Raw genomic sequence first — 25,452 nt, 5'->3', positions numbered from 1 at the left:
CGCGCCAAAGCACGCACTCTTTTCCTTGTTTGACTTTCTCATGTATAATTCGCGCCCTTAGATTTAATATTGATCTATTATTGCTTCAATGACTATGTGAAATGACCTTTTGCGTGGCGATGAACCTATTAAAATTGTGAACCTTATTGGCGTGAAAGTACTATGAAATTTATTGTTAAGCCCCATCCGGAAATTTTTGTAAAAAGTGAATCGGTGCGTAAGCGCTTCACAAAGATTTTAGAACGTAATATTCGTACTATTCTTCAGCGCCGTACTGAGTCTGTGGCTGTTTTTAACCGTCGCGATCACATCGAAGTGACGTCTGAGAGTGACAAATACTTTAAAGAAACACTAGAAGTATTGACGCAAACTCCAGGCATCCATCACTCCCTTGAGGTTCAGCAATCCGATTTTAAAGACTTGCACGATATTTACGAGCAAGTACTTGAGCGCAGCCGTACTCTTATCGAAGGCAAAACTTTCTCTGTTCGTGCCAAACGTCGAGGTCAACATGACTTCACGTCTATTGAACTAGAACGTTATGTTGGCGGCGGTCTAAACCAAGCGGTTGAGTCGGCTAAAGTTCGACTTAAGAACCCTGATGTGACCGTTAAGGTTGAAGTCACTAACGATAAGTTAAACCAAGTGATTGAACGTCATAAAGGTCTAGGCGGTTTCCCTCTAGGAACTCAAGAAGATCTACTGAGCTTGATTTCTGGCGGCTTTGATTCAGGTGTTTCAAGCTACTTACACATCAAACGTGGTTCTAAGGTTCACTACTGTTTCTTCAACCTTGGTGGCCCTGCGCACGAGATTGGCGTCAAGCAAGTGGCTCACTACTTATGGAATAAATATGGCTCATCGGCAAAGGTGAAGTTCATCTCTATCGACTTTGAACCAGTGGTTGCTGAAATCCTTGAGAACGTAGAAGATGGCCAAATGGGCGTGGTACTTAAGCGTATGTTCATGCGAGCGGGTGGCATGGTTGCTGAGCGTTTCGGTATTGAAGCGCTCGTAACGGGTGAAGCACTTGGTCAGGTTTCTAGCCAAACGCTTACGAATCTTCGCCATATTGACAACGTGACGGATACTTTGATCTTGCGTCCGCTTATCAACTGGGATAAAGAAGACATCATCGACCTATCTCGTAACATTGGTACTGAAGATTTCGCTAAAGTCATGCCTGAGTATTGTGGTGTTATCTCGAAGAAGCCGACAGTAAAAGCGAAGAAAGGCAAACTAGAAGCGGAAGAAGCTAAGTTCAATTTCGAGGTTCTGGAGCAAGTGATTGAGAACGCTCGCATTATGGATATCCGTGACATCGAGAAAGAGAGTCAAGAGCAAGCGCCTGAAGTTGAGCAAGTTCAAGCCGTGTCGGAGCATGCCATCGTTCTTGATATTCGTAGTCCAGAAGAGGAAGATGAGCGTCCACTAGATATTGATGGTGTTGAAGTGAAGCACATACCGTTCTTTAAGCTATCGACTCAGTTTGGTGATCTAGACCAATCGAAAGAGTACTTGCTGTACTGTGATCGTGGTGTAATGAGCCGTCTACAGGCGCTTTACCTGCAAGAGCAAGGCTTCCATAACGTTAAGGTTTATCGCCCATAGTGGTGCGTTGATCAATCGTTAAGTCTTTTACAAAGCCGCTTACTGAAAAGTAAGCGGCTTTTTTATTTTCTCGTGTGAATGATGGAGCGTAATCAGAAAGGGGGGAAGTTTATCATTCTACAGTCATATTTGGTCTCGATTGTTGCCAAGTCATGGTGTTTAGTTAGTTATTTTGAGTGACACAATCAGTGTAAGCATCTTGAATATGTCTGTTATTTTTTTGTGTAATCAATGAGGTTATTTGTATGTGTTCAGTTGATTATTTGAATACGAGTTTCATTCTGTGATTTATGATGAAAAATAATAAAGAGCAATTAGCGCAGCTATTGCTAAACTTGTTGCGACTTTCTTTGGGCAAAAAAAAAACACCGCCCATAAGACGGTGTAAACAAATTTGACAGACAGGTCAAAATAAATATAGGAAGTATATGTCTCGTTTCAGTATATCGCTGTAACAAAACATTTGGTAGAACTCTACCCAACTCGAAAATAACGAGTTTGCAAACACAACATCGCAGGAGCCGAGCCAATTGATTCTGGAAAGAACCAAGCCGTTCAGGCTAGCTACTGCGGAACGAAATATAGAATTTCTCTGGCCGCTAGGCAATGGACAAATTATAATGTTTCAGATAAAAAAAACTAATGCTTATTTAGAGAGTAACTATGTCTCGTCGATTACCCCCATTAAACTCGCTAAGAGTGTTTGAAGCTGCCGCTCGGCATTTGAGTTTTACGCGTGCCGCAGAAGAGTTATTTGTGACTCAAGCAGCGGTCAGTCATCAAATTAAAGCGCTTGAAGAATTCTTGTCTTTGAAGCTTTTTCGTCGAAGAAACCGCTCTTTACTCCTGACCGAAGAAGGGCAGAGCTACTTCTTAGATATCAAAGATATTTTTACATCGCTGGCAGAAGCGACTGACAAAGTGCTTGAACGAAGTGAGAAGGGCGCATTGACCATCAGTTTACCCCCTAGCTTTGCGATCCAATGGTTAGTTCCAAGGCTTGCCGATTTTAATCAGCAAGAACCTGATATTGATGTAAGAATTAAAGCCGTTGATATGGAGGAGGGCTCACTAACTGATGATGTCGATGTCGCCATTTACTATGGGCGAGGTAATTGGTCTGGCTTACGAGCGGATAAGCTTTATCAAGAGTACTTAATTCCTTTGTGTTCTCCTTCAGTATTATTGGGGGCAAAACCATTAGAAACGCTAAGTGATTTAGCATGCCATACGTTATTACACGATACCTCTCGAAAAGATTGGAAACAGTTTACCAAGCAAAATGGTATCGACGGCGTTAACGTGAATCATGGCCCGATCTTCAGCCACTCGACGATGGTGCTGCAAGCCGCGGCTCATGGACAAGGGATTGCACTGGGCAACAATGTCTTGGCGCAGCCAGAAATCGAAGCGGGTCGCTTGATTGCACCATTTGATGAAGTATTGGTGAGTAAGAACGCTTTCTATGTGGTTTGTCATGAGAAACAAGCCGACATGGGCCGTATCGCTACCTTCCGCGACTGGATGCTAGCGAAAGCGCAGAGTGAGCAAGAGGATCTGCTGGATGAATAATGTCATCATTGACGGTGAAGACAATCCCATTACCTTTATCTTTGCCCATGGTGCTGGCGCAGGCATGGATCATGAATTCATGCGGTTGGTTGCTAAAGGATTGGCCTTGAAAGGGATACGAGTGATTCGTTTCAATTTCCCGTACATGATTAAGCGTGCCGAAGAGGGGAAGCGTCGTCCTCCTGACAGAGCGCCTAAGCTACTTGAAGCTTACCAAGGTATCATTGAGCAGTATTGTGATGCCGATAAGCTTGTGATTGGCGGTAAGTCGATGGGAGGACGTATGGCAAGCCATTTGTCTGAAGTTAATAAGGTGGCTGGCATCGCGTGTTTAGGTTTTCCTTTTCATCCACCGGGTAAGCCAGAAAAATACAAAGGTGAGCACTTAGCTGAGTTGAAAAAGCCATGTTTGATTTTACAAGGCGAGCGTGACACCTTTGGTAAGCGTGAAGAGTTTGCTGACTTTGATCTGTCTGACTCGGTACGTGTCGAGTTTATCCCTGATGGCGACCACAGCTTTAAGCCTCGTAAGAGTTCTGGTTACACCGAACAGCAGAACATTGCGTTAACCGTTGAGAAACTATCAGCGTTTATCAAAGAGGTGCTCGATGAGAAGTAAGTATTTACTATCGTTTGCTGGTTTATCTGGCGCGACTGCTGTGATGCTTGGCGCCTTCGCCGCCCACGGTTTGAAGGCTATCCTGCCTGAATATCTGCTCGGTGTGTTTGAGACCGGTGTTCAGTACCAGTTTATCCATACTTTGGCGATATTGGCGTGTGGTGCTCTGCTGCAGATGAAACTTGGTGCTAAATCACAAAAATATTTTTTCATTGCGGCAATTTGCTTTATCATCGGCATCCTTTGTTTTAGTGGCAGCCTTTATGGCTTGGCACTGACAGGAATAAAATGGTTTGGCCCTATCACTCCGTTTGGTGGTCTACTATTTATCATTGGTTGGGGAGTCTTCTCCTTCGCTGCTTTGAATATAAAAGAGGTAACTCAGTGAAACACGTACTACTTTATTGTCGCTCTGGTTTTGAAAAAGAATGTGCTGGCGAAATTCAAGACAAGGCAACACAACTGGAAGTGTTTGGTTTTCCTCGCCTAAAGAATAATACAGGCTTTGTATTGTTTGAATGTTATCAAGCAGGTGAAGCGGACAAGTTGATCAAAGAGATCGATTTCCAATCACTGATCTTTGCTCGTCAAATGCTAGCAGTGGCTGTTGAAATCAAAGACCTGCCAACCGATGACCGTATTTCTCCAATTCTTGAGGCGCTTTCTGATAAAGAAGGTTTCCCTCGTTGTGGTGATATCCGTATTGAAACGCCAGACACTAACGAAGCAAAAGAGCTTTTGAAGTTCTGCCGTAAGTTTACCGTGCCGATGCGTCAAGCGATGCGTGGTAAAGGCCTGATGACTGCGAAAGATAATGCTAAGAAGCCTGTATTTCATTTATGCTTCATCGCTCCGGGTCACTGTTTTGTTGGTTACTCTTACCCAACCAATAACTCACAGTTCTTTATGGGTATCCCTCGTCTGAAGTTCCCATCAGATGCGCCAAGCCGTTCTACATTGAAGCTAGAAGAAGCATTCCACGTATTCATCCCTCGTGATGAGTGGGACGAGCGTCTGGCTCCGGGTATGTGGGGCGTAGATTTAGGTGCGTGTCCTGGTGGTTGGACTTACCAATTGGTTAAGCGCTCGATGTTCGTTCACTGTGTTGATAACGGCATGATGGCAGACAGCCTAATGGAAACGGGTCAAATTAAGCACCACATGGTGGATGGCTTTAAATTCGAACCTGATCGTAAGAACGTAACTTGGATTATCTGTGACATGGTTGAGAAGCCAGCTCGTGTTGCGCACCTCATGGGGGAGTGGATCATCAAAGGTTGGGCAAAAGAAGCACTGTTTAACCTTAAACTGCCAATGAAAGGCCGTTACGATGAAGTACTGCAAGATATCGAGAACCTAAAAGTGTTCCTGATTGAGAACAAAGTGAAGTTCAAGATGCAGGCTAAGCACCTTTATCATGATCGCGAAGAGATCACGGTTCACATTCAGGCACTTTCGAATATATCACCGCATTAATTTTTGATATTTAGATTGGTTACAACATAATAACAACGCTCCCTGTCAGGAGCGTTTTTTATATACAACGTTAAGACGTCACTTGCGGGTCGTAGCGAATATCTTGTAGGTTAAAACCCAAGTCGATGTCAGTTTTTAAGGCCGATACTCGCTTACACACTCGAGCGGATTCGATATGCTCATCGAACTTCTTACGATATTTTTTCGGCAAATCTTCAGCGTGGAATGCTGTTTCGATGTCTGGGTATGTGGTTAAAATCTCTTTTGCGGCTTTGGGTCCAACGCCCGGGATCCCCGGAACTTGGCTAGAGATCACGCCAGTTAATCCCCAATAGTCAGCAAGTTGTTCTGGTTTTACGCCGAATTCAGTTTCAATAAAAGGTTTGTCTAACCAACGGTGTTGGAAGTAATCACGAATCTGTAGTGTGGGTGATAGCAGCTGGCAATAGCCTTTATCGGTAGAGATGATGGTGACTTTTTCGCCGTGATCGGCCACTTTCTTGGCAAGTGTTGCCACGAGATCATCGGCTTCATCACCATCAGATAGCAACGAGTCAATACCGAGTTCCCACCAAGCCTGCTGAATAGCATCAAGGCCTTTCATTAATGGTTCTGGCATTGGCTTTCGGTTCTGTTTATAGGCAGGAAGCACTTTGGCACGCCAGCCTCGGTCTTGTAGATGATGATCAAATACCGCAATGATGTGCGTGGGTTGTGATTCGTTTAGGATTCGGTTCAGTGTACGAGTTGTGGTGGTGATGGTTCTTGCTATATCGGTGGGATCCGGTTGAGCAGAGTGCACGCGTCGGATCAGGTTCAAGGCATCGATAATAACAAGATGGATAGACATAAGTATTCCACTAAATAGGCAATAAATAAGGGGCTGCTAGCCCCTTATAGTAACGTATCAATCAGTGAGTTGATACGGTGTTGATGTCAACGTCATGACTTGTTGCTCTGTCTTAGAGCGATGGGCTAGAACCTGGGTGTCAAAGATGACTTAGGACCAATAAGAGTTCCATTATCAGTGCTGACTTGGTGCAATTTTGTAGCAAGGCACGTAGTCAGTGCCGCCCGGCAGTTTCATTCGATGTTGTTCAACAAAGTCATTCAGCAGCTGATCCATCTTAGTCATTAGCTCCTTATCACCATCAATCAGGAATGGGCCATGCTTCTCAATCTCTAGAATACCCTCGGCTTTGACATTACCTGCCACAATACCAGAGAACGCCTTACGCAGATTCGCAGCAAGGCTCTCTGTTTTTTGATCCATATGAAGGTCGAGCGCCGCCATTGATTGATGAGTTGGATCGAATGGCAGTTGGAACTCTGGCTCAATATGCAGTGACCAGTTGTAACTGTATGCATCGCCGGTCTCTTTGCGGTGAGATCGTACTTCTGGCATCGCTTGTTTCATGATTTTCGCTGCGCGAGCTGGATCATCAATGACGATTTCATAATGCTTTTGCGCTTCTTTACCTAACGTTTCACCAATGAATGTATCAATTGAGCGAAAGTAAGCTTCGCTCTCTTTTGAGCCAGTTAAAACGATAGGCATCGGTTGGTCTGCGTTACTCGGGTGCATCATGATCCCCAATATATACAACAGCTCTTCGGCAGTACCTGGGCCGCCAGGGAAAATGATGATGCCATGTGCCATCCGAACAAACGCTTCAAGGCGCTTCTCAATATCAGGCATGATCACCAGTTCATTGACGATGGGGTTTGGTGGCTCTGCCGCAATGATTGACGGTTCGGTAAGCCCTAGATAACGATGATTGGTATAACGTTGTTTCGCGTGACCAATGGCGGCACCTTTCATTGGGCCTTCCATCGCTCCCGGTCCACAACCGGTACAGATGTTCAGTTCGCGCAGGCCTAATTCATTACCGACTTCACGAGTGTATTGGTATTCGTTGGCATTTATGGAGTGACCCCCCCAACATACAATTAGGTTAGGTTCAATGCCTGGCGTTAGCGCACCTGCATTTCTCAAGATACCAAACACAAGGTTGGTGATGTGAGTCGCGTTGGTGAGATTGAGCCTTTGGTTATCGGCGAGATGCATGTTGACGTAAACAATGTCACGTAACACTGAAAATAGATGTTCTTGAATACCCTTAATGATTTCACCATCGACAAATGCATGCTCAGGTGCGTTATTCAGTTCGAGTTTGATCCCACGTTCACGGCGCACCACTTCAACATCAAATGATTGATATTTATCGAGCAACTCTTTGGAGTTGTCGGTGTGACTACCTGAGTTCAGGACCGCTAACGTGCAGTTACGATACAGTTGGTACAGATCACTAGATGCGGTTTTTTTAAGACGCTCAACTTCAAGTTGAGAGAGTAAATCCATGCTGCCAGTCGGGCTAATGTGCGTGATCATAGCGCCTCCTTATTAAGAAGAGCCGGGGCGCCGATTAAGTGCCCCTCAGGCTCGAGAGTGAGAAGCAAGCGTTGAAAGTGTTTGGTTAAAGGTGAGGAGTGTTAACCAGACGAAACGGTTACGACTGCTTGTTTAATGATTTTACCGATTTGCTTAATCGCTAATATACTGCTGTTTAAGTTAAGTGCATGTATATAGCATGACTTACCGAAAAAATGCTTGTTAATTGAATGTTAACTATCAGATTAGCAAACATTGGGGAAGTGAGTATATGATAACTATTTGAAAAAATGAAATAAATTAATTACAGAGTTACTTTAGTTCCAAACAAGTTGGTTAGTACCGCGTTTTTTCGCTTTATTTAGTGTTTTATTGAGTCGCTCTAACACTTCTTCCGGAGTATCTGACTCTTTAAATTGGGTGCATGTCGCACATAAGGTTATCTTGATTTGTTGGTCACGGAACTTAAATGGCAGGAGGCTCACTTGAGTTTGGATGTTTTGAATCACCTTGTGACAATATTCATCCGTTTGTTCTGGCAGCAATAAAATGAACTCTTCACCAGAAAAACGTGCAACGGTGTCGGTCGTACTGGTCTCTTTAGTGATGGTTCGGGCAATGATTTTAAGCGCTTTATCACCGGCCGTATAACCAAAACTATCGTTAATGGCTTTGAAGTTGTCGATATCGAGCAATACCACACGCAACGAGTGTTGTGCCCGAATCCAACGTCGATATTCAAGCTCTAGGCGATCAGTAAACGCCGTTCGATTATAGACCTTAGTGAGAGGATCAAGCAGCATACGCTGAGCCTGATCTTCCAAGCGTTTGCGATAGTCTTGGGTTACTTCATAGAGTGAGTCTAACTGCGTTTTTCCATAATTCATTCGTTCGATTAGAGCATGTTCTTTCTGCTCTGCATGATTCAGTCTTTCTGAGAGAGAGGCCAACTCCTTAAGCAGAGGGGTGATGGATAGCTTTAAGTTATCCATGTCTGTCGCACAGTCAACAGAGTGTAAGCTTTTCGTAACAAGGCTATTAAGATTGGAATTAAGTTCTTGGCGGTGCTCAAAATAGCTTTGACTCTGATCGGTGTTTTGGGCGGCTGTTTTGATACTGCAAGCAAGTGAAGCATTGAGTTGATCGAGAAATTGTTCTGATTTCTTGCGCTCTAAGTTGGTGCCTTCAATAACTTGTTTGAGAACTTGAAGTGCTAACTCAAGTAGATGTTGGGTTGAAACACCAAGCAGCAGTTTTGCTCGAATATCAGTAAGTAAATCCCCAGATTCGCCTTCAAAGTCGAGCTCTGTGATCAGGTGTTGTAATTCTATCGATAAATCAGAAAGGAGTTCTTGCTCTGGAGTGTGGGCTGCATCGGCAAAATGAGTACGTGAGTCATTGGCCATGATTTTTATGGCACGTTCGTAAATACCGAGGAGTTTCATGGCATGGTCGACTTTCTGACTGCCATTGCATTCGGAGAAGCTCAGCAAGTTTCGTAGATCACGTTTCAACGGCGCTGGCAGGCCAGTTATGCGTTGTAGTGTTTCACCACTTTGCTTAATGCTATCATCCAGATATCCGTTCTGTTTATTCATAGCTAACGTTTTCTGCTTGAGCATCCTTTCTAAGATTGCCAACTTTGGGAGCAGCGAGCTGATGTCTTTTTGCTTTTCTAGCTCTTCCCTCAGGGTAATAAGATTTTCATCTAAATAGCAGTTACTACCAGTACACGCATGACTTAAAGATGTAACGATACGCTTTAGAACTTTCTGCTCTCGAATAAATTTGAAAGAGGAGTCCCTTTGTGTCAAGCGAGTTTGTTCCAGCTGACATTTCAGTTGGTGGAGTTGCGCCTGAATGTCTTGTTCAAGAATGCCCATAGATGTATTAATTAGCGCCGCAGAGATCGATTACGATCGTTTAAATGAAATTCCGTTGCATCGATAATAACAAAACTAAAAATAAGGTCACGGCTTGCAAGTCTTAACCGCTCGCAAATCAGTCATCTTTTAGCAATTTTTTGATGTTGTCCTCATTCTTGTAAGATGATTGTACTTTTACTAACCCTTGATTAATGGCTTGTTTACAGGCTTCTCTTATGTTACCGGTTGCAAGACTGGCCGCGGGTGCATTGTCGATAGCCTTTAGATAGACCCATTGACTCGTGCCTTCTTTTAAGCTGATTTCACGCGCTAGGTTGGCCGACATCAATAAAACATCGAGCAGTTCTTGATCGTTAATCGCAGTGTAAGCTCTTGGTAAGAATGGGTAGTCCGCGATGCCCATCCGCACAGTCCGATTGATGTTGCGCTCTGGCTCGAAGTGATTAATCCAAGATTGAATTTTTAGGAACATCTCTTCTGGAGAGGAATCACGATCAGAGTTCGACTCTATATAAAGCAGGTTAGCATCAGAGAAGTGGTAGACGCGAGCCAAACCATCCAGTTTTGATTTTATGAAATTGCCGAAAGCGTCTTCGAGTTCTAAACCCGCCTTATAACCGTTCTGCGTGTACATATTGCGTAAGAAAGGTAAATCAATCATCACAAAACGTAAACGGTCGTTGAGTGGTTCGTGGATCAGTTCGCCAAGTTGCCACTGTTCGAAATTTTGACTGGTTTTCTCCAAGGAGTTAGAGAGTTTCGCATTGAGCATTCTTAGATTTGGGAGCTTTGAACGCGAGTGCGTAAACAGGTCAGTTTGCAGCGAGTCCACTTCTTTGGCTAAGGTTTGAATGAGGTAGCCTCTGCGCAGCACGAAGAAAAACAAAATGATGCTGAACAAGAATAGGGCGAACGATATTTTTTGGAATTTATGATGCTCTAATTGGTATTTTTGTAGTTCCTGCTCTTGGCCGGCATAGTGCAACGTTTGTTCGGCAAACTCTTTTTGTTGTCTGAATGCATCTTCACCAACCCGGTTGAGTTTTTGCTGCTCTAAAGAGACAAGACTGTTGTATTGCTTGAGGTTCGCTAAGGCTTGTTGAGGACGCCCCGCTTGCTCGTAACCCAAAGAGAGTAAATAGTATGAACGTTGAGACAGATACATGCTCTCTATTTGACGTGAGATTGTGAGAGCTCGTGTTGCATGCTTGATCACGTCGGCGCTGTTTTGTAAGTGATAAGCCAACCCTGCCGATAACAATGCCGCTCGGCCTTCCAGTCTTGGAATGTCTGTTTTTTCCAGCAGTTCAAGGGCTCGTGATAGGTAGTGTTCTGCTTGAGGATAGTTAAAAAGGCGTAAATAAGTGGCTGATAAACTCAAACGAATATCGATGACTTGGTGAATATCTCGGTCGCTACTCTCATGATCCAATACATTGAAAAAATGCACTAAAGCAAGGTTATATTTTCCTTGTAAGAAGTACACATCGCCCATCTTTTTGAGCACTTGCGCCAAAATAGGCGAGTTTTCAAAGCCGTCATAGAAATCAGCGGCTTGTGAAAGGTGTTCTAGTGCCTTATCTAACACTTGGCGTTCAAAGAAAAGTTGGGCAAGTAGGCGGTTGACTTTTGCTAAGCGTGCGCTTTGGTTGCTTTCTACTGATTTCCAATAGCCATATAGTAGCTCTGTAAGCGCGTGGTTGTACTCTTTGTGAGTCAGGTAAAATTCCCCAACGACAATGTGATAGTCGATGGTGACTTTTTTAGAGTAGCGTTGCTCTAAGTAAGATTTAGCTTCTTGGTAGAACATCTCGGCTTCGTCGACTTTATTATCATAAGAAGCAATATCAGCCTTCAACATAATTAAACGATAGGTAATGCCTTCTGTTAAGCGCAAGGTTTTGTTCACCGACTCTAGGTTGGTTTCGATCTTCGCGAGTTCGGCTTTTGCTGTGGTTGACTCTCTATCGTTCAGCCAAAGCAACTTAACTTTTAATATTTGAATATCCAGTTTTAGGTAGTCAATATTATAGGTTTTTGCTAACTCAGAGGCTTTGTCGAGTTGTTGAATCGCAGTATGGATGTTGCCAAGGTTATATTCCGCTTTCGCTAATATTTTGTAGGCATCGATGCTACTGCTTGGCGTTCTAATTGAAGAGTCTGTTTCCTCGCGAGAAATCGCTGATGGGCTCTTCTCGCGTTGATCTGATAGAACACGGCTCGTTAGATAGCTGTTCGCCATTTTTTTTGCTTGGCTTGGCTCGATCTCAATCAAGTTATTGGCTTCATTGAGTAGGGCTGACGAATAAATCGACGCATAGACCGGTGTGCTTAAGCTTAAAATAAACAGGCTAACAACGTATAACCAACGCATTTCTATGTCCCTTTAGAGGTGAAGTAGGTTCAAATAAGTGTGGGAGCTTCCAGCCTGGTTATTGGCGAGCCATACGCTTATTGTGACTTGGTCTGTCTTGTTCTGTTGAACGGTATGGATTGATATCCAAACCTCCACGACGCGTATAACGTGCAAACACGGTGAGTTTCGATGGCGCACAGTATTTCATGATGTCAGTGAAGATACGCTCAACACATTGTTCGTGGAATTCATTGTGCTCACGGAAAGAAACTAAATAGCGTAGCAGAGCTTCACGGTCAATTTGCTTACCTGAATATGCGATCTCAACGCTCCCCCAGTCGGGTTGGTTTGTGATCAAGCAGTTCGACTTCAATAGATGGCTGTGCAGTGTCTCTTCAACGTCTTGCTTGCCTGCAGCGCCTTCAAGCAGTGACGCTTCAAAGTCGTAGCTAGTGATTTGGATATCTTGGTTGTCGATACAGTCACCTTCCATCGTCACGATAGGTTGGTTGGTGTAGTCGGTGACGGAGTTTACATTCACAAGCACTGTTTCACCTGCGCACGCCGACAAATCTTGAGTAAGGCGCTCTGTGACGTGATCCCAGTTTTCAAATTGAGTCTGGTTATAGCTGTTTAAGTACAGTTTGAAAGATTTTGATTCAATCAAATTTGGACTGGTGGCTGGGATGAAAACTTCACCGACAGCCACTTGTGGTAGGCCGTTGCTGTTTAGCCACGAAAGTTCGTACATTGTCCAAATATCATGTCCAATAAAAGGTAGCTCACCGTTTAGCGCAAGATCATCACGATTCAAGCTACGAGGTACAGGTTGCAATAAACTTGCATCGTATTGGTTAGAGTATTCAGTTTTTTGGCCTAAAGTTAAACCCGCCAGCTCTTTTGCGTCAGAATATTTGCTCATACTTTCGTTTCAAATTCGATTAGAATGGGATCGATTTTACTGAATCCCCATTATCCTGTCATTAAGTCATCGCTCAATCGACAAGGAAAGGTTCCCTGATTCTATTTATTATTTTGTGTTTAGGAGATTTTCATGACTCAACGTGCTCAAGACGCACTACTTTCTTTTAGTCAGCGATACGTTGATGCGTGGCAACAGCAACATCAAAGTTTACCTTGTAACGATGAGCTGGTGGATATTGTTTCGCCTTGCGTAGAAGAAAAGAGCGACGATGCCGTGTTGTGGAAGCACTATCCACGTGAGCAGTTCGCGGATTTTACCAACGTTGAAACCGGCATCGAGTTGACGCTGCATGATGACATCAAGACGTTCTACGGTGCACAATTTAGCGCAAATATGAACGCGACTTTTGATGGCAATGAACTGACTCTGTTACAGATTTGGAGTGATGAAGATTTCGAATGCCTACAAGAGAACATTTTAGGTCACTTGGTGACTCAGCGTCGTCTGAAGTTAAAACCCACGGTTTTCATTGCCGCAACCGATGCCGAACTGGATGTTATCTCGATTTGTAACCTAACGGGCAACGTGATTTTGGAGCGCTTAGGCACTAAAAATCGTGATGTATTAGCCGAGACATTGGCTGAATTTTTAGAAAAGCTACAACCAGTGGTATAAATAGATGTACGTACTAGAGCTTCAATTTGAGTGTTTTGATAACACCACGGTAAGCGCTGTCGATAAGGCGGTTAACGGATTAATGGATGCACTTCGTTATAACGGACAAGTATTGGGGCGTGAATTTCCTATCGTGATGGGGGATGGTGAATTTTATGTTCGTGTTGTGTGCCCTGAGCAGGACAGCTTACACCCGCGTAATCATTCCGATTTCGTAAAAGTGTGTTTTGATCGCTTGTCTGCAGCGAACTTATTAGCGCCCAAAATGCGTTTGCTTGGCCGAGATCTGAACTCTGAAGAAGTGGCAGAAGATGAAGCGCCGAGTTGGCAAGTGTTGTATACGACCTTTGTTCATACCTGTTCACCGCTGCGCAGTGGTGACAGCTTGCTGCCGATCCCTTTGTATCGAAATCCTCCGACTTTCAATGGCGACCATAAAGCGGTATTGAAATGGCAGACAGAATGGCAAGCCTGTGATGAAGTCCAAATGGGGGGAGGCTGTCGCGCTGAGCATGCAACACTCACTGAGATCAGTGACACCCAAAGCGTACTGTTTAAACGGGGTTGGGGTCTAAGAGGGCGCATTGAATATCTGACTAAGATTCCAACCTATTACTACTTATACCGTGTCGGAGGGATCAGTCTGAAAGCTGAAAAAGAGCGTAAATGCCCGCAATGTGGCGGTGAATGGCTGCTTGATGCGCCGATCCACGACATTTTCTATTTTAAGTGTGATGACTGCCGCTTGGTGTCGAACATCTCTTGGGATCACATTAAGTAGCCGCATTCAAGTCATCAGCAGGTCGAAGAAAAAAGCCGATATTCAAAGATATCGGCTTTTTTGTTTATTTGCGTATCAGTAGGAAGTCAATCGGCGGGGTTACCAACCTTTAACTACACCACCGTGGAAGATATCAGAAGCGGCTTTGTACACTTCTTCAGTCTGGTAAGCTTTCACGAAGTTCTGCACGTTTTCAGCGTTTAAATTGTCTTCACGAGAAACGATTAGGTTTACGTATGGAGAATCTTTGTCTTCAACGAAGACACCGTCTTTTTGTGGCGTCAGGTTGATAGAGCTCGCGTAAGTTGTGTTGATGATAGCCAGAGTCACATCATCAAGAGAGCGTGGTAGTTGCGCAGCGTCCAATTCAACAATGGTTAGATTCTTAGGGTTGCTCACGATGTCACGTACTGTTGCTAGAAGACCGGCACCTTCACGAAGTGTAAGCAGACCTTGCTGCTCAAGAAGTAGTAGTGAACGACCTAGATTGGTTGGATCGTTTGGTACCGCAATTCGAGAGCCGTCTTGGATTTCGTCTACAGATTTCACTTCTTTCGAGTAACCTGCAATTGGATAAACAAACGTGTTACCAGCGATTGTTAGTTTGTAACCACGGTCGGCAATTTGCTGATTTAGATAGGGTGCGTGTTGGAATGCGTTGATGTCGATAGAACCATCATCCAACGCAGCGTTTGGTGTTACATAATCAGTAAAAGTAACCAGTTCAACATCCAAGCCATATTGCTCTTTTGCTACTTTCGCAGCCACTTCAGCCACTTGTGCTTCAGCACCTGCCATTACGCCAACTTTTATTTTAGAAGTGTCCACTTCTTTATCACCACAACCTGCTAGAACAAGCGCTGATGCTGTTACTGCGATAGCAAGTAGAGCTTTAAGGTTAAATTTCATAATAATCTCCTTTTAATAAATCGATGTCATTTAATTCAGACGACTGACGTTCCTCGTAACGTTACATTAACGCAGTCAGTCGTTATCTGTGATCAACGCGGCGAACCAATGCATCACCGATTGATTGAATAATTTGTACCAGCACAATCAACATCACTACCGTCACGGCCATAATGGTCACCTCGTAGCGGTGGAATCCGTAACGAATTGCCACATCACCTAGGCCACCACCGCCCACGGTACCAGCCATTGCTGAGTAGCTCACTAGAGTCACGAGCGTAATCGTTACTGAGTTGATGATCGTCGGTAGTGCTTCTGGAAGCAGAACCTTATTGATGATTTGCATAGGGGTTGCGCCCATTGATTGAGCGGCTTCCACAAGACCGGTTGGTACTTCAAGTAGTGCACTTTCGATAAGTCGAGCCACGAATGGGATAGCACCGATCGTCAGAGGTACAATTGCTGCGGTTGTGCCAATGAAAGTGCCAATCAGCATTTTAGTCAGTGGAATAATCGCAACCATGAGTACTAAGAAAGGCACGGAACGACCTACATTCACAATCGCACCTAAAATTTTGTTTAGCTTGGTGTTCTCTAACAGGCCACCTTTTTTGGTTGTGTGTAGAATCACGCCCAGTGGGATACCAACCGCGAAGCCTACAATGCCTGCAACTGCAACCATGTAAAGTGTTTCGCCCGTTGCGCCCAATAGAAGGCTACCGTTAAGGCTGATCCAATCAGCAATCTCGTTGAAACTAAAGGACATAACCAAGCACCTCTACTTTTACATTGTTATCGCGTAGGAATTGGATTGCAGCATTATCATCGGCTTCATTTCCGAACAGTTCTGCGACCATCATGCCAAACTTCACACCGCCGGCGTAATCAAGGTCAGAGCTTAGGATGCTGACATCGATGTTGAATTTACGAGCAATTTGCGTCATCAGCGGAGCATCAACCGTCGCACCTGTAAACTCAAGGCGTACCAGTGGGTAGCTGCTGTTGACGCGAGTTTGTTGTAAACGCGCTTGGTAGTCTTCAGGAATCGTCAAGTCCAGTGTTGAGCGAATGAATTGATGAGCGAGTTCCGTTTTAGGGTGTGCAAATATTTCACCCACAGTCCCTTTTTCGACCAGCTCACCACCACCAATGATCGCGACTTGATGACAAATGCTTTTAACCACATCCATCTCGTGAGTAATCAGTAGGATAGTGATATTTAACTTACGGTTGATTTCACGCAGCAGCTCAAGAATTGATTGAGTTGTTGCTGGATCCAATGCGCTCGTTGCTTCATCACATAGCAGTACTTTTGGGTCTGACGCGAGTGCACGCGCAATCGCCACACGCTGTTTTTGACCACCACTTAGGTTTGAAGGATAAGTATCACGCTTATCAGCAAGGCCAACCAGTGCAAGTAACTCGCTTACTTTTGTTTCAATAACCGCTTTATCTTTACCAGCAAGCTCTAAGGGCAGTGCTATATTATTAAAGACAGTACGGGAAGAGAGCAGGTTGAAGTGCTGGAATATCATGCCGATGTTACGGCGTGCTTCGCTAAGTTCTGATTTACTGAGTTTTGTCAGGTCGATACCGTCAACAATCACTTCACCGGAAGTCGGAGCTTCCAACATGTTGACACAACGGATCAGGGTGCTTTTCCCAGCACCTGAAGAGCCGATGACTCCAAAGATTTGACCTTGAGGTATATGAAGGTTGATATCTATTAAGGCATTGATTTCTTTAGTACCTTGATAAAAAACCTTGTTGACTTGATTCACTTTAATCATAGAAAAACTCGTGCAGGTGAAACAGAATAATATGTCGATAGCTCGCTCGATTTACAGACGATGCTATGGTGTTCTATGATCTAAGTCAATAGATATTTTTACGTCTAGACGGCTAAACGTCGATTGTATGGTTAAGCTTGAAACAAATCGTTAACGAACGCAAAACTAAATAGATAGTGATGAAGCAAATAAAGCGTGTAATAATTAATGATTAATAGAGAGTTGATAGAGAACAAAATTTTGTCTAAACCTGCTGTTTTTTTAGATCGTGATGGTGTGATTAACGTCGACCACGGCTACGTACATGATGAGCATGACTTTGAATACATCGATGGTGTGTTTGAAGCGGCGAAAGCGTTTAAAGATATGGGTTATTTATTGGTGCTAGTGACCAACCAATCTGGTATTGCTCGCGGCATGTTTAGTGAAGACCGTTTTCTTTCTTTGACGCAGTGGATGGATTGGAACTTTGTCGATAACGGCGTTGAGCTTGATGGCATCTATTACTGCCCGCATCACGCTGAACACGGTATTGGTGACTACAAGCAAGATTGTGAATGTCGTAAGCCAAAGCCAGGCATGTTCATTTCTGCTCGTGACTTTCTGAAGATTGATATGGCTAACTCGGTCATGATCGGCGATAAAGCGGAAGACATGATGGCTGCAGAAGCGGCAGGTGTTGGCACAAAAGTACTGGTAAGAACCGGTAAGCCAATAACTGAAAAGGGTGAGGCACTTGCAAGTGTTGTGCTTGACAGTATTAAAGATGTACCAGCATTCTTAAAAGGTTAAGGCACTAAGTCTCTTTCACTTAGATATAAGTGTTGTTCACTATATAAAGATGAGGAACGCAGTATGAAAGCATTGTTGATAGCATCTCTATGTACGGTAGCGTTATTCGGGTGTTCTAAATCCGCAGCGCCTGATGGTGCAGTATCGGACGATCAATTCGTGACTTATCAATGTGAGTCTGACGCTTCATTTAAGGTCGCTTACCTTGGTAATGAAAAAGCGGTATTACGTTTGCCTGAGAATGAATATCGTCTCACTCAAATAACGGCAGGTTCAGGAACGAAGTACATCTTAGATGATGGCACCTCTGAACTGATCAATAGTGTCACTTTACGCACTAAAGGTGACAACGCACGTCTAGAACTTGGTCGTGTCGTCTATAAAAATTGTCGAAAGTAAGTCATAGTTAACTTCTAAGATTTACAAACAGTTAAGTGAGGGATTGCCCTCACTTTTTCTTCTCTTTCCTTTAACATTAGACTTTTATGAGCAAAAAACTCACTATCCTCGATATTGCTAAGCTGTCCGGTGTTGGTAAATCAACGGTATCACGCGTTTTGACCAACGATCCAAAAGTGAAAGCTGAAACCCGCGAAAGGGTAGAAAGAGTCATTCAAGAGTCAGGGTACACGCCTTCTAAGTCTGCGCAGTCGATGCGTGGTGGCAGTCAAAAAGTTATCGGTGTCATCATTTCTCGTTTGGACTCGCCCTCAGAAAATAAAGCGGTAAGTACAATGCTGGCTGAGCTGTATCGAGCGGATTACGATGTCTTGATCATGGAAAGCCAACTCGATAGAGAAAAAGCCAATGAGCACCTACAGGTTCTCAAGCGTCGTAATGTGGATGGGATTATCGTGTTTGGTTTTACTGACTGTGATATTCCGGCAATTGAAGCTTGGGAACACAAAGCTGTGGTGATAGCCCTAGATACTGAGAATGTAACGTCGATTAACTATGATAACCAGCAGGTGATCAATAGTGCGTTGACCCATTTGTCAGAGCAGGGGATCTCTGAGGTTAGTTTCATTGGTGTTGATCCCAGCGATAAATCAACGGGTGAATTGCGCCTTAGGGCTTATCTTGAGTGGTGTGAAGATACGGGCGTGATGGCAAACTATCGTACAGGCCAACTTCACCATGAAAGCGCTTATCAGTTGGTGGATGAAGTGCTAACTCCCGCGACTCAAGCGATCGTTTGTGCTAGCGACACGCTCGCGCTTGGCGTCATTAAACGTTTACAAGAACGACAACGTGAAGATGTCGTGGTTACCGGTGTCGGTGGTAATGATCTTCTCTCTTTTTTGTTCCCGCGAGTATTTAGCATTGATCCTGGCTATCAGTCTGCGGGGAAATTAGCCGCTAACCTGTTGATCTCTCAACTTTTAGGTAACGCAGAAATCTCTCATCACACACAATCTCCGATTCAATAATCCATTCAATTAAGCGCAATTTAACCGCCTAGATTAAAAATATAATGTGATCGCTTTCAATTAATGGGACTGTTCCCATTTTAATTCATTATCCATCTTGGCATTATAATTACCGTAATTGGGAATGTTCCCATAAATCTAAGTCTGAGTGGTTATTGCTTTACGGTTTAGATGAGTAATTGAATGAAACCTGGGTGGGATAGTATGAGTAAGATAGCGAAGCAAGACGTCGCGCGTCTTATCGAGTTAGTCGGCGGCAAAGAGAACATTGCGAGTGTCAGCCATTGTCTGACTCGATTGCGTTTTGTATTGAACGATACAGAACAAGCGAGCAAAGTAGAATTAGAGAAGCTTAAGTTAGTAAAAGGCTGTTTTACGAATGCAGGTCAATTCCAAGTGGTTATTGGCACCGAGGTTGATGAGGTATACGCACTTCTGATTGAGCAAACTGGCAAAGAGGCATCATCAAAAGATGAGGCGAAACTGGCGGCTCGTCAGAATATGAACGTCCTTGAACGCGGCATCTCTCATTTAGCCGAAATTTTTGTACCACTGCTACCAGCCATTATTACCGGTGGTTTGATTCTCGGTTTCCGTAATGTGATTGGTGACATTCGCATGTTCGACGGAAAAACCTTGGTTGAAATTAGCCAATTTTGGGCAACCGTTCACTCTTTCTTGTGGCTGATTGGCGAAGCGATTTTCTTTTTCCTACCGGTTGGCGTGTGTTGGTCAACGGTTAAGAAACTCGGTGGAACCCCGATCTTGGGTATCACGCTCGGTATAACCTTAGTTTCCCCGCAATTGATGAACGCTTACATGATCGGTAAGTCGGTTCCTGAGGTGTGGGACTTTGGCTGGTTTGTGATTGAGAAAGTCGGCTATCAAGCGCAAGTCATTCCTGCGATGTTAGCGGGGGTCGCTTTGGCGTTTATTGAGACGAACCTCAAGCGTATCGTACCCTCTTACCTATATCTGGTTGTTGTGCCATTTGTCTCGATTATCTTGTCTGTGATTTTGGCTCACGCCTTTATTGGTCCATTTGGTCGTATGCTTGGTGATGGTGTGGCATTTGCAGCTAAAGCTGCGATGACCGGCGACTTTGCGATTATTGGTTCTGCGATATTTGGTTTCCTATATGCACCGTTGGTGATTACGGGGATTCACCACACCACCAACGCGGTGGATCTTCAATTGATGCAAGACTTAGGTGGCACACCAATCTGGCCTTTGATTGCACTATCAAACATTGCACAAGCTTCAGCGGTTGTCGGCATCATTATCTTGAGTAAGCGTGAAGGTGAACGAGATATCTCGGTTCCTGCAGCAATCTCAGCCTACTTAGGTGTAACAGAGCCAGCGATGTACGGTATTAACCTTAAATACAAATTCCCAATGCTGAGCGCAATGATTGGTAGTGCTGTTGCCGCCGCAATCTGTGGCAGCGCAGGTGTGATGGCGAATGGTATCGGTGTTGGCGGCTTGCCGGGCATCCTATCGATCCAACCTCAATATTGGTCGATTTACCTAGTCGCAATGCTGGTGGCGATAGTACTGCCTATCACGTTAACTCTGTTCTTCTACAAGCGAGCCCAATCAAAGGGTGAGTTAGAAACCGCGAACGCGTAATGCATTTAATAAGCGATGACTCCAAAGTGAGTTATCGCTTCTTCTCTTAGGAATGACTCCTATTCGACCATGATTTGCATGGTGATTTTTATTTTATATTTTCTGGTAAGTGAGTGTTAGAGATGGCGATGACTGAACGTGATGAAAGCTGGTGGAAAACCGCAACCATCTATCAAATCTACCCAAAGAGCTTCTGCGACAGTGGCTGTAAGGGTACTGGCGATATCAAAGGGATCATTTCGAAACTGGATTACCTCAAACATTTGAGCGTGGATGCGATTTGGCTAACCCCGGTTTACGCATCACCCATGATCGATAATGGCTACGATATTTCAGACTACTACGCGATTAATCCTCAATTCGGCACCATGCAAGACTTCGACTTATTGCTGTCTGAAGCGCACCAACGTGGTATCCGTATCGTGATGGATATCGTGGTAAACCACACCTCAACCGAGCATGCATGGTTTCAATCTGCTTTGGGCGACAAAAACAGCCCGTACCGCGATTACTACATCTGGAAAGATCCCGTAGACGGTCAAGCGCCAACCAACTGGCAATCTAAGTTCGGTGGTAATGCATGGGAATTAGATGAGGCGACTGGGCAATACTTCCTACATTTATTCGCCAAAGAACAGGCTGATCTCAACTGGGAGAATCCGGTTGTGCGCGAAGAAGTGAAAGACGTGATCAGCTTTTGGGCCGAGAAGGGTGTTGATGGTTTCCGCTTGGACGTGATCAACCTGATTTCGAAGCAGCAAGACTTCCCTAATGATGATATTGGCGATGGCCGTCGTTTCTATACCGATGGTCCACGTGTGCACGAATACCTGAAAGAGATCAGCGAAGCGGTCTTCCAGAAGTACGGCAGCGTGACCGTCGGTGAGATGTCTTCAACTACGTTGGAACATTGTCAGCAATACTCAAACGTTGATAACAGTGAGCTATCGATGGTGTTTAACTTCCACCACCTTAAGGTCGATTACACCAATGGTGAGAAGTGGACTCATGCGCCATTCGATTTCTTACAGCTCAAGTCGATCTTTAACCACTGGCAAACGGGATTGAACGGCAAAGGTTGGGGTGCACTATTCTGGTGTAACCACGACCAACCAAGAGTGGTGAGCCGCTTAGGTAACGATCAGCAATATCGCGTTGAATCAGCCAAGATGCTCGCCGCTTCTGTCCACATGATGCAGGGCACACCTTATATCTATCAAGGTGAAGAGATTGGCATGACTAACCCTGGCTATACTGAAATTAGCCAGTATCGTGATGTTGAGAGTACCAATATGTACGACATCATGGTCAACCGTGATGGTGTGGCTCATCAAGATATGATGGCGATTTTGGCGCAGAAGTCTCGTGATAACTCTCGTACACCAATGCAATGGAACAGTGAGCCTTACGCAGGATTCTCACAAGCTCAGCCATGGCTTGATGTAGCGAATAATTACTCTGAAATTAACGCTGAGCAAGCACTTGAAGACAAAGACTCAGTTTTCTATTTCTATAAGAGCTTGATTGAGTTACGTAAACAAGTACCAGTGATTACGGATGGCAGTTATCAAGATCTACTGTCTGAGCACTCATCCATTTTTGCGTATGCACGTGAGAACGAAGGGCAAACCTTGCTGTGCATTAACAACTATTATGGTGAAGAGGCGGAGTGCGTGTTACCGGAGCGTTTTGAGATGACGAAGGCGAAGAGTTTGTTGTCAAATTATCCAGTGAGCGAGCGTTCTGTTACGTCTCATCATCAAGTTTTGCGTCCTTACGAGACTCGTATTCTCTTGATTGAAAGTTAGCCTTGTTTCATTTCAATAAGCCTAATTCTATTCCCCTTAAAGGATTTAGGCTTCTACAAAGGCTTTGGAGTGCTCCCCAAAGCCTTTTTATTGCTTGTGGCTAGTCAGCAGTTACGCTCAGGTTCAGTGAATCTAAGTCAAGGCTAGCTAATCGAAGTCAGTATCGCTGCTGACTCTTCGATCATAGATTGTTCTACAGACATCAATTCAATCTGTTTAATCAAACCGATGCTAGGGTTGAACCAACGCTCTGATGATGTGCCAAATTCTGTCGAATCCATACCTTCACAGTTAATGTAGTAGGTGTTTTTTTCTGTTAGGTTCGCCGCTTCGATTGATTTTTCTGAGATAGTGAAACTCTTACGTACGCCTGTTTCGCCAATTTTTCGTTGCCAGGTAACTTGGCATGAAGTATCAATCGGCAAATTTTTCACCCATAGGTGCTCTTCAAAGTCGTCTAATATATTTTTGACATCTGCACCATTTAGAGTCATTAGTCGTGAGGTGGTTTCTTCACTGATATCGAGGTTAGGGTTACTTTCTTTCACATCGGCGCCATTCAAACGAAAAAGTGGACTGCTGCGCATAACTGTTGTGATGAATAGGCTATCAATAAAGTAAGCATTGGTGACTTCATGTAGACCGCGGTCAGGGCCTGCAAAATAAATGCTGCCGTCTTCTTGTGTACCTTCAACATTCGTCATGATGTCTTCAGAAACATAAAATTCGGTGATGCCGTAATTGATCAGATCATTGATAACTTGAACGACCGCTTCATTGCCGGCCTCTTCTTGTAACCCTGCAATAATGAGTTCACCGCTTAAAGGAGTGAAGTTCATTGTCATCACGCCTTCAGTCTGACCATCTTTGGTAAACGAGTAGCCCAATGTTGTTTCTGGTTTAGGGGAAAATGCAGAGCTCGCAATAGGGTAGTCAACCTGACTGCTTGGACCTTTATTACCATCTGTAGAACCAGAAGAAGAGCCGCCTCCGCCACCACAACCATAGAGAGCAAAGAGAGAGGTCGCTAGCAGCGTCATTGTTTTTTTCATGTTGAACATTCCTAAAGTTGGAAGCCCTTGGTGGGCCCGATGTTTTTAGGAATGCTATTGTTGGGAGAGTTAATAGGGCAAAAAACGAAGTCACATAAGATCTTAATTTATATTTAAGTTGCTTATTTTAAAGGTTTTTATTTGTCATTTGAGAACTGTTGCCCGACAGCGGTGCAGTAGTTAAGCATTAACTTTTCCCACTGCTTTATGATTAAAGGCTCTTTAACGCTTAGCTTTAAGCTCTTCCAAGGTTGTAGGCAGGTCGATTTAGATTCAGGTTTAGATAGTCGAGCGAATAGATCTTCGGATGGAACCACTCTCAATAACGCAACCAGCGACTCCATGTAGTTGAGGCGGAACTTCTCCATGTTGCCTTGCTTATAAGCAATGTGAGAAACCATCATATAAACCAACGCATTTTCGATCGTAGAGTTTCCTGAGGTATTGGTTAGGAGCTCTTTTGCGGTTTGCAGATCTCTCAGTTTGAAATGAATGATACCGACCCAAAGTTTGAGTTCGTCTGGCAGTAACTTAAATCGAGTTTGAACAAGATTGGTGAACGCAATGAGCTTCTTCTGATCCGTTTCAAATAGAGCAAGTTGTCGTGCAATCAGAGTAGACGTCATGGTGTTGAGCTTGATGCCATCAAACGTGATGGTTTTTCCACTCAGCAATTCGCTGACTTCGGTATTATCGACTGACCAGTCTGGCGACAATGGTGCAGGCAGAGCAAAGTAGTTAGCCAACTCTCGGTTGATCTCCATAACGCTGCTGCTGATGTTATTAACATCAATAGAGTAAACCCCACCAAACGCCAACTTCCCTGAGTTTGGGTAAATCAGGCTTATTTTAGCGACAAGGCGTTTATCTACCTCTTGATCCTTCAGCTGAATGTTAAGCAGGTAATCACTGGTACGCATGTTCTTTGCGCCCGGAAAGAAGGGAGAGCTATCTATAGGGTCAAGGAAGTAGCTTGGCGCATCTTGGTTAGCAAGATCGGTGTAGGCGTATTCAATCTGCTGTTGAAGTATTAATGCTTTTACGACTTTTCGGTATTTTCTGGAATTATCGCCAATGGCATCCAATCGATTCAGGAGAAGTTCCACCTTAGGAATCAATCGTTGGTCGCGTTCGACTTCAGAAGCACGAGTCGAAGATTGCCAAAGCATATAACCCATTACCGCAGTGCTGATCAGTAAAACCAAAGACACCACAACAAGCCAAGGGTTAACTGGATTGGAGCCCAATCCTTTTTGGCTGGTTGGAGATTCTATGGCGGTATCATCCGCTTCGGTACCAGGGGAAGCCGCAGCAAAGCTAACCGAACTTGGGTTAAGGAAATAACCCTTGCGTGGATAAGTCACCAGTATTTTGGTCGCGTCGCTATCTGGTAGGTTTTTTTGAAGTACTGAACGTAAGGTACTGATTCGGTTTGTCAGAACATTTTTAGAAATGAAGTTACTTTGCCATACAGATTCAATGATGTGCTCAGCAGCGAGCGGTTCTCCCACGCTAGTCAGAAACAGTTCGAGTAATTCAATAGAACGAGGTTCTAAATCGATGACCTGCTCGTCGCAGCTTAAGACTCGTGTGTTGGGGTTGAATTTCAAGCCTTCAATATAAATAGAGGCTTGTTGGTCTTTGGCGCTAGAGAGGTAATCTTGCATAGAAAAGGCGACGGTTTATAAAACCTAAATTCTAGCTGTTTTTGTTATTAAAAACAGCTAGTAATTCACAGGGTGATAGGTA

General features: G+C 44.2%; 21 protein-coding genes and 1 pseudogene. 12 read left to right on the top strand and 10 right to left on the bottom strand.

The window, feature by feature from the left end:
* Positions 1-162: 162 nt before the first annotated feature.
* The 5 genes from thiI to rlmM all read left to right on the top strand — a co-directional run bounded on the left by thiI (position 163) and on the right by rlmM (position 5,278).
* Positions 163-1,611, top strand: coding sequence for a tRNA uracil 4-sulfurtransferase ThiI (thiI, locus tag OCU36_RS10295; protein ID WP_261837923.1), 1,449 nt, complete (start codon positions 163-165; stop codon positions 1,609-1,611).
* A gap of 663 nt (positions 1,612-2,274) precedes the next feature.
* Positions 2,275-3,183, top strand: coding sequence for a transcriptional regulator GcvA (locus tag OCU36_RS10290; RefSeq protein ID WP_261837922.1), 909 nt, complete (start codon positions 2,275-2,277; stop codon positions 3,181-3,183).
* Entirely contained in the window at positions 3,176-3,802 is a 627-nt protein-coding gene (locus OCU36_RS10285; RefSeq protein WP_261837921.1) for an alpha/beta family hydrolase, read from the top strand. Before OCU36_RS10290 ends, OCU36_RS10285 begins: the two co-directional genes overlap by 8 nt.
* Complete coding sequence (locus tag OCU36_RS10280) at positions 3,792-4,190, top strand: DUF423 domain-containing protein (protein WP_261837920.1); 399 nt, start codon at positions 3,792-3,794, stop codon at positions 4,188-4,190. The genes OCU36_RS10285 and OCU36_RS10280 overlap by 11 nt, the downstream gene beginning before the upstream one ends.
* The gene (rlmM, locus tag OCU36_RS10275; protein WP_261837919.1) at positions 4,187-5,278 is read left to right on the top strand and encodes a 23S rRNA (cytidine(2498)-2'-O)-methyltransferase RlmM; all 1,092 of its coding nucleotides are present in this window, start codon (positions 4,187-4,189) and stop codon (positions 5,276-5,278) included. Before OCU36_RS10280 ends, rlmM begins: the two co-directional genes overlap by 4 nt.
* A 70-nt stretch (positions 5,279-5,348) precedes the next feature.
* On the opposite strand, the gene xni is transcribed toward rlmM, so the two are convergent.
* The 5 genes from xni to queF form a co-directional block, all read right to left on the bottom strand.
* A complete protein-coding gene (xni, locus tag OCU36_RS10270) occupies positions 5,349-6,128 on the bottom strand; it encodes a flap endonuclease Xni (RefSeq protein WP_261837918.1) in 780 nt (259 codons plus the stop codon).
* Between the two features lie 174 nt (positions 6,129-6,302).
* Positions 6,303-7,670, bottom strand: coding sequence for a nucleotide 5'-monophosphate nucleosidase PpnN (gene ppnN, locus OCU36_RS10265; protein ID WP_261837917.1), 1,368 nt, complete (start codon positions 7,668-7,670; stop codon positions 6,303-6,305).
* Positions 7,671-7,987: 317 nt separating this feature from the next.
* Positions 7,988-9,553 (bottom strand): GGDEF domain-containing protein, encoded by a 1,566-nt coding sequence (locus tag OCU36_RS10260; RefSeq protein ID WP_261837916.1) that lies wholly within the window; start codon positions 9,551-9,553, stop codon positions 7,988-7,990.
* Between the two features lie 118 nt (positions 9,554-9,671).
* The gene (locus OCU36_RS10255; RefSeq protein ID WP_261837915.1) at positions 9,672-11,930 is read right to left on the bottom strand and encodes a tetratricopeptide repeat protein; all 2,259 of its coding nucleotides are present in this window, start codon (positions 11,928-11,930) and stop codon (positions 9,672-9,674) included.
* A gap of 58 nt (positions 11,931-11,988) precedes the next feature.
* The gene (gene queF / locus OCU36_RS10250) at positions 11,989-12,834 is read right to left on the bottom strand and encodes an NADPH-dependent 7-cyano-7-deazaguanine reductase QueF (protein WP_261837914.1); all 846 of its coding nucleotides are present in this window, start codon (positions 12,832-12,834) and stop codon (positions 11,989-11,991) included.
* A gap of 132 nt (positions 12,835-12,966) precedes the next feature.
* Between queF and syd the strand changes: the two genes are divergently transcribed.
* Positions 12,967-13,512 carry a SecY-interacting protein gene (gene syd, locus OCU36_RS10245; RefSeq protein ID WP_261837913.1) on the top strand — a complete coding sequence of 182 codons (546 nt, stop codon included), beginning with the start codon at positions 12,967-12,969 and terminating at the stop codon, positions 13,510-13,512.
* Positions 13,513-13,516: 4 nt separating this feature from the next.
* Complete coding sequence (locus tag OCU36_RS10240; protein ID WP_261837912.1) at positions 13,517-14,293, top strand: Zn-ribbon-containing protein; 777 nt, start codon at positions 13,517-13,519, stop codon at positions 14,291-14,293.
* A gap of 99 nt (positions 14,294-14,392) precedes the next feature.
* Here OCU36_RS10240 and OCU36_RS10235 read toward each other — a convergent pair whose 3' ends face one another.
* From OCU36_RS10235 to metN, 3 genes are all read right to left on the bottom strand, one after another.
* Positions 14,393-15,202: a MetQ/NlpA family lipoprotein gene (locus OCU36_RS10235; protein WP_261837911.1), complete on the bottom strand. Its 810-nt coding sequence runs from the start codon at positions 15,200-15,202 to the stop codon at positions 14,393-14,395.
* 82 nt (positions 15,203-15,284) lie between these two features.
* Entirely contained in the window at positions 15,285-15,968 is a 684-nt protein-coding gene (locus tag OCU36_RS10230) for a methionine ABC transporter permease (RefSeq protein WP_261837910.1), read from the bottom strand.
* On the bottom strand, positions 15,958-16,992 hold the full coding sequence (metN, locus tag OCU36_RS10225) for a methionine ABC transporter ATP-binding protein MetN (RefSeq protein ID WP_261837909.1): 1,035 nt from the start codon (positions 16,990-16,992) through the stop codon (positions 15,958-15,960). Before metN ends, OCU36_RS10230 begins: the two co-directional genes overlap by 11 nt.
* 207 nt (positions 16,993-17,199) lie before the next feature.
* Between metN and gmhB the strand changes: the two genes are divergently transcribed.
* The 5 genes from gmhB (at position 17,200) to treC (ending at position 22,651) form a co-directional block, all read left to right on the top strand.
* Entirely contained in the window at positions 17,200-17,784 is a 585-nt protein-coding gene (gmhB, locus tag OCU36_RS10220) for a D-glycero-beta-D-manno-heptose 1,7-bisphosphate 7-phosphatase (RefSeq protein WP_017060762.1), read from the top strand.
* Between the two features lie 63 nt (positions 17,785-17,847).
* Positions 17,848-18,183, top strand: coding sequence for an MliC family protein (locus tag OCU36_RS10215; RefSeq protein WP_048661200.1), 336 nt, complete (start codon positions 17,848-17,850; stop codon positions 18,181-18,183).
* Positions 18,184-18,269: 86 nt separating this feature from the next.
* Positions 18,270-19,214 carry a trehalose operon repressor TreR gene (gene treR / locus OCU36_RS10210; RefSeq protein ID WP_261837908.1) on the top strand — a complete coding sequence of 315 codons (945 nt, stop codon included), beginning with the start codon at positions 18,270-18,272 and terminating at the stop codon, positions 19,212-19,214.
* A 204-nt stretch (positions 19,215-19,418) separates the two neighbouring features.
* Complete coding sequence (gene treB / locus OCU36_RS10205; protein WP_261837907.1) at positions 19,419-20,843, top strand: PTS trehalose transporter subunit IIBC; 1,425 nt, start codon at positions 19,419-19,421, stop codon at positions 20,841-20,843.
* Between the two features lie 122 nt (positions 20,844-20,965).
* Positions 20,966-22,651: an alpha,alpha-phosphotrehalase gene (treC, locus tag OCU36_RS10200; protein ID WP_261837906.1), complete on the top strand. Its 1,686-nt coding sequence runs from the start codon at positions 20,966-20,968 to the stop codon at positions 22,649-22,651.
* A gap of 143 nt (positions 22,652-22,794) precedes the next feature.
* Here treC and OCU36_RS10195 read toward each other — a convergent pair whose 3' ends face one another.
* Together OCU36_RS10195 and OCU36_RS10190 are read right to left on the bottom strand one after the other, a co-directional pair.
* Positions 22,795-23,703 carry a hypothetical protein gene (locus OCU36_RS10195; protein ID WP_261837905.1) on the bottom strand — a complete coding sequence of 303 codons (909 nt, stop codon included), beginning with the start codon at positions 23,701-23,703 and terminating at the stop codon, positions 22,795-22,797.
* Between the two features lie 102 nt (positions 23,704-23,805).
* Positions 23,806-25,370 (bottom strand): annotated as a pseudogene (locus OCU36_RS10190) (winged helix-turn-helix domain-containing protein).
* Positions 25,371-25,452 lie beyond the last annotated feature (82 nt).

It is taken from the genome of Vibrio artabrorum, assembly GCF_024347295.1.
Lineage (GTDB): Bacteria > Pseudomonadota > Gammaproteobacteria > Enterobacterales > Vibrionaceae > Vibrio > Vibrio artabrorum.
Note: the sequence above shows the minus strand (reverse complement) of the source record. Positions and strands in the feature narration are given on the sequence as shown.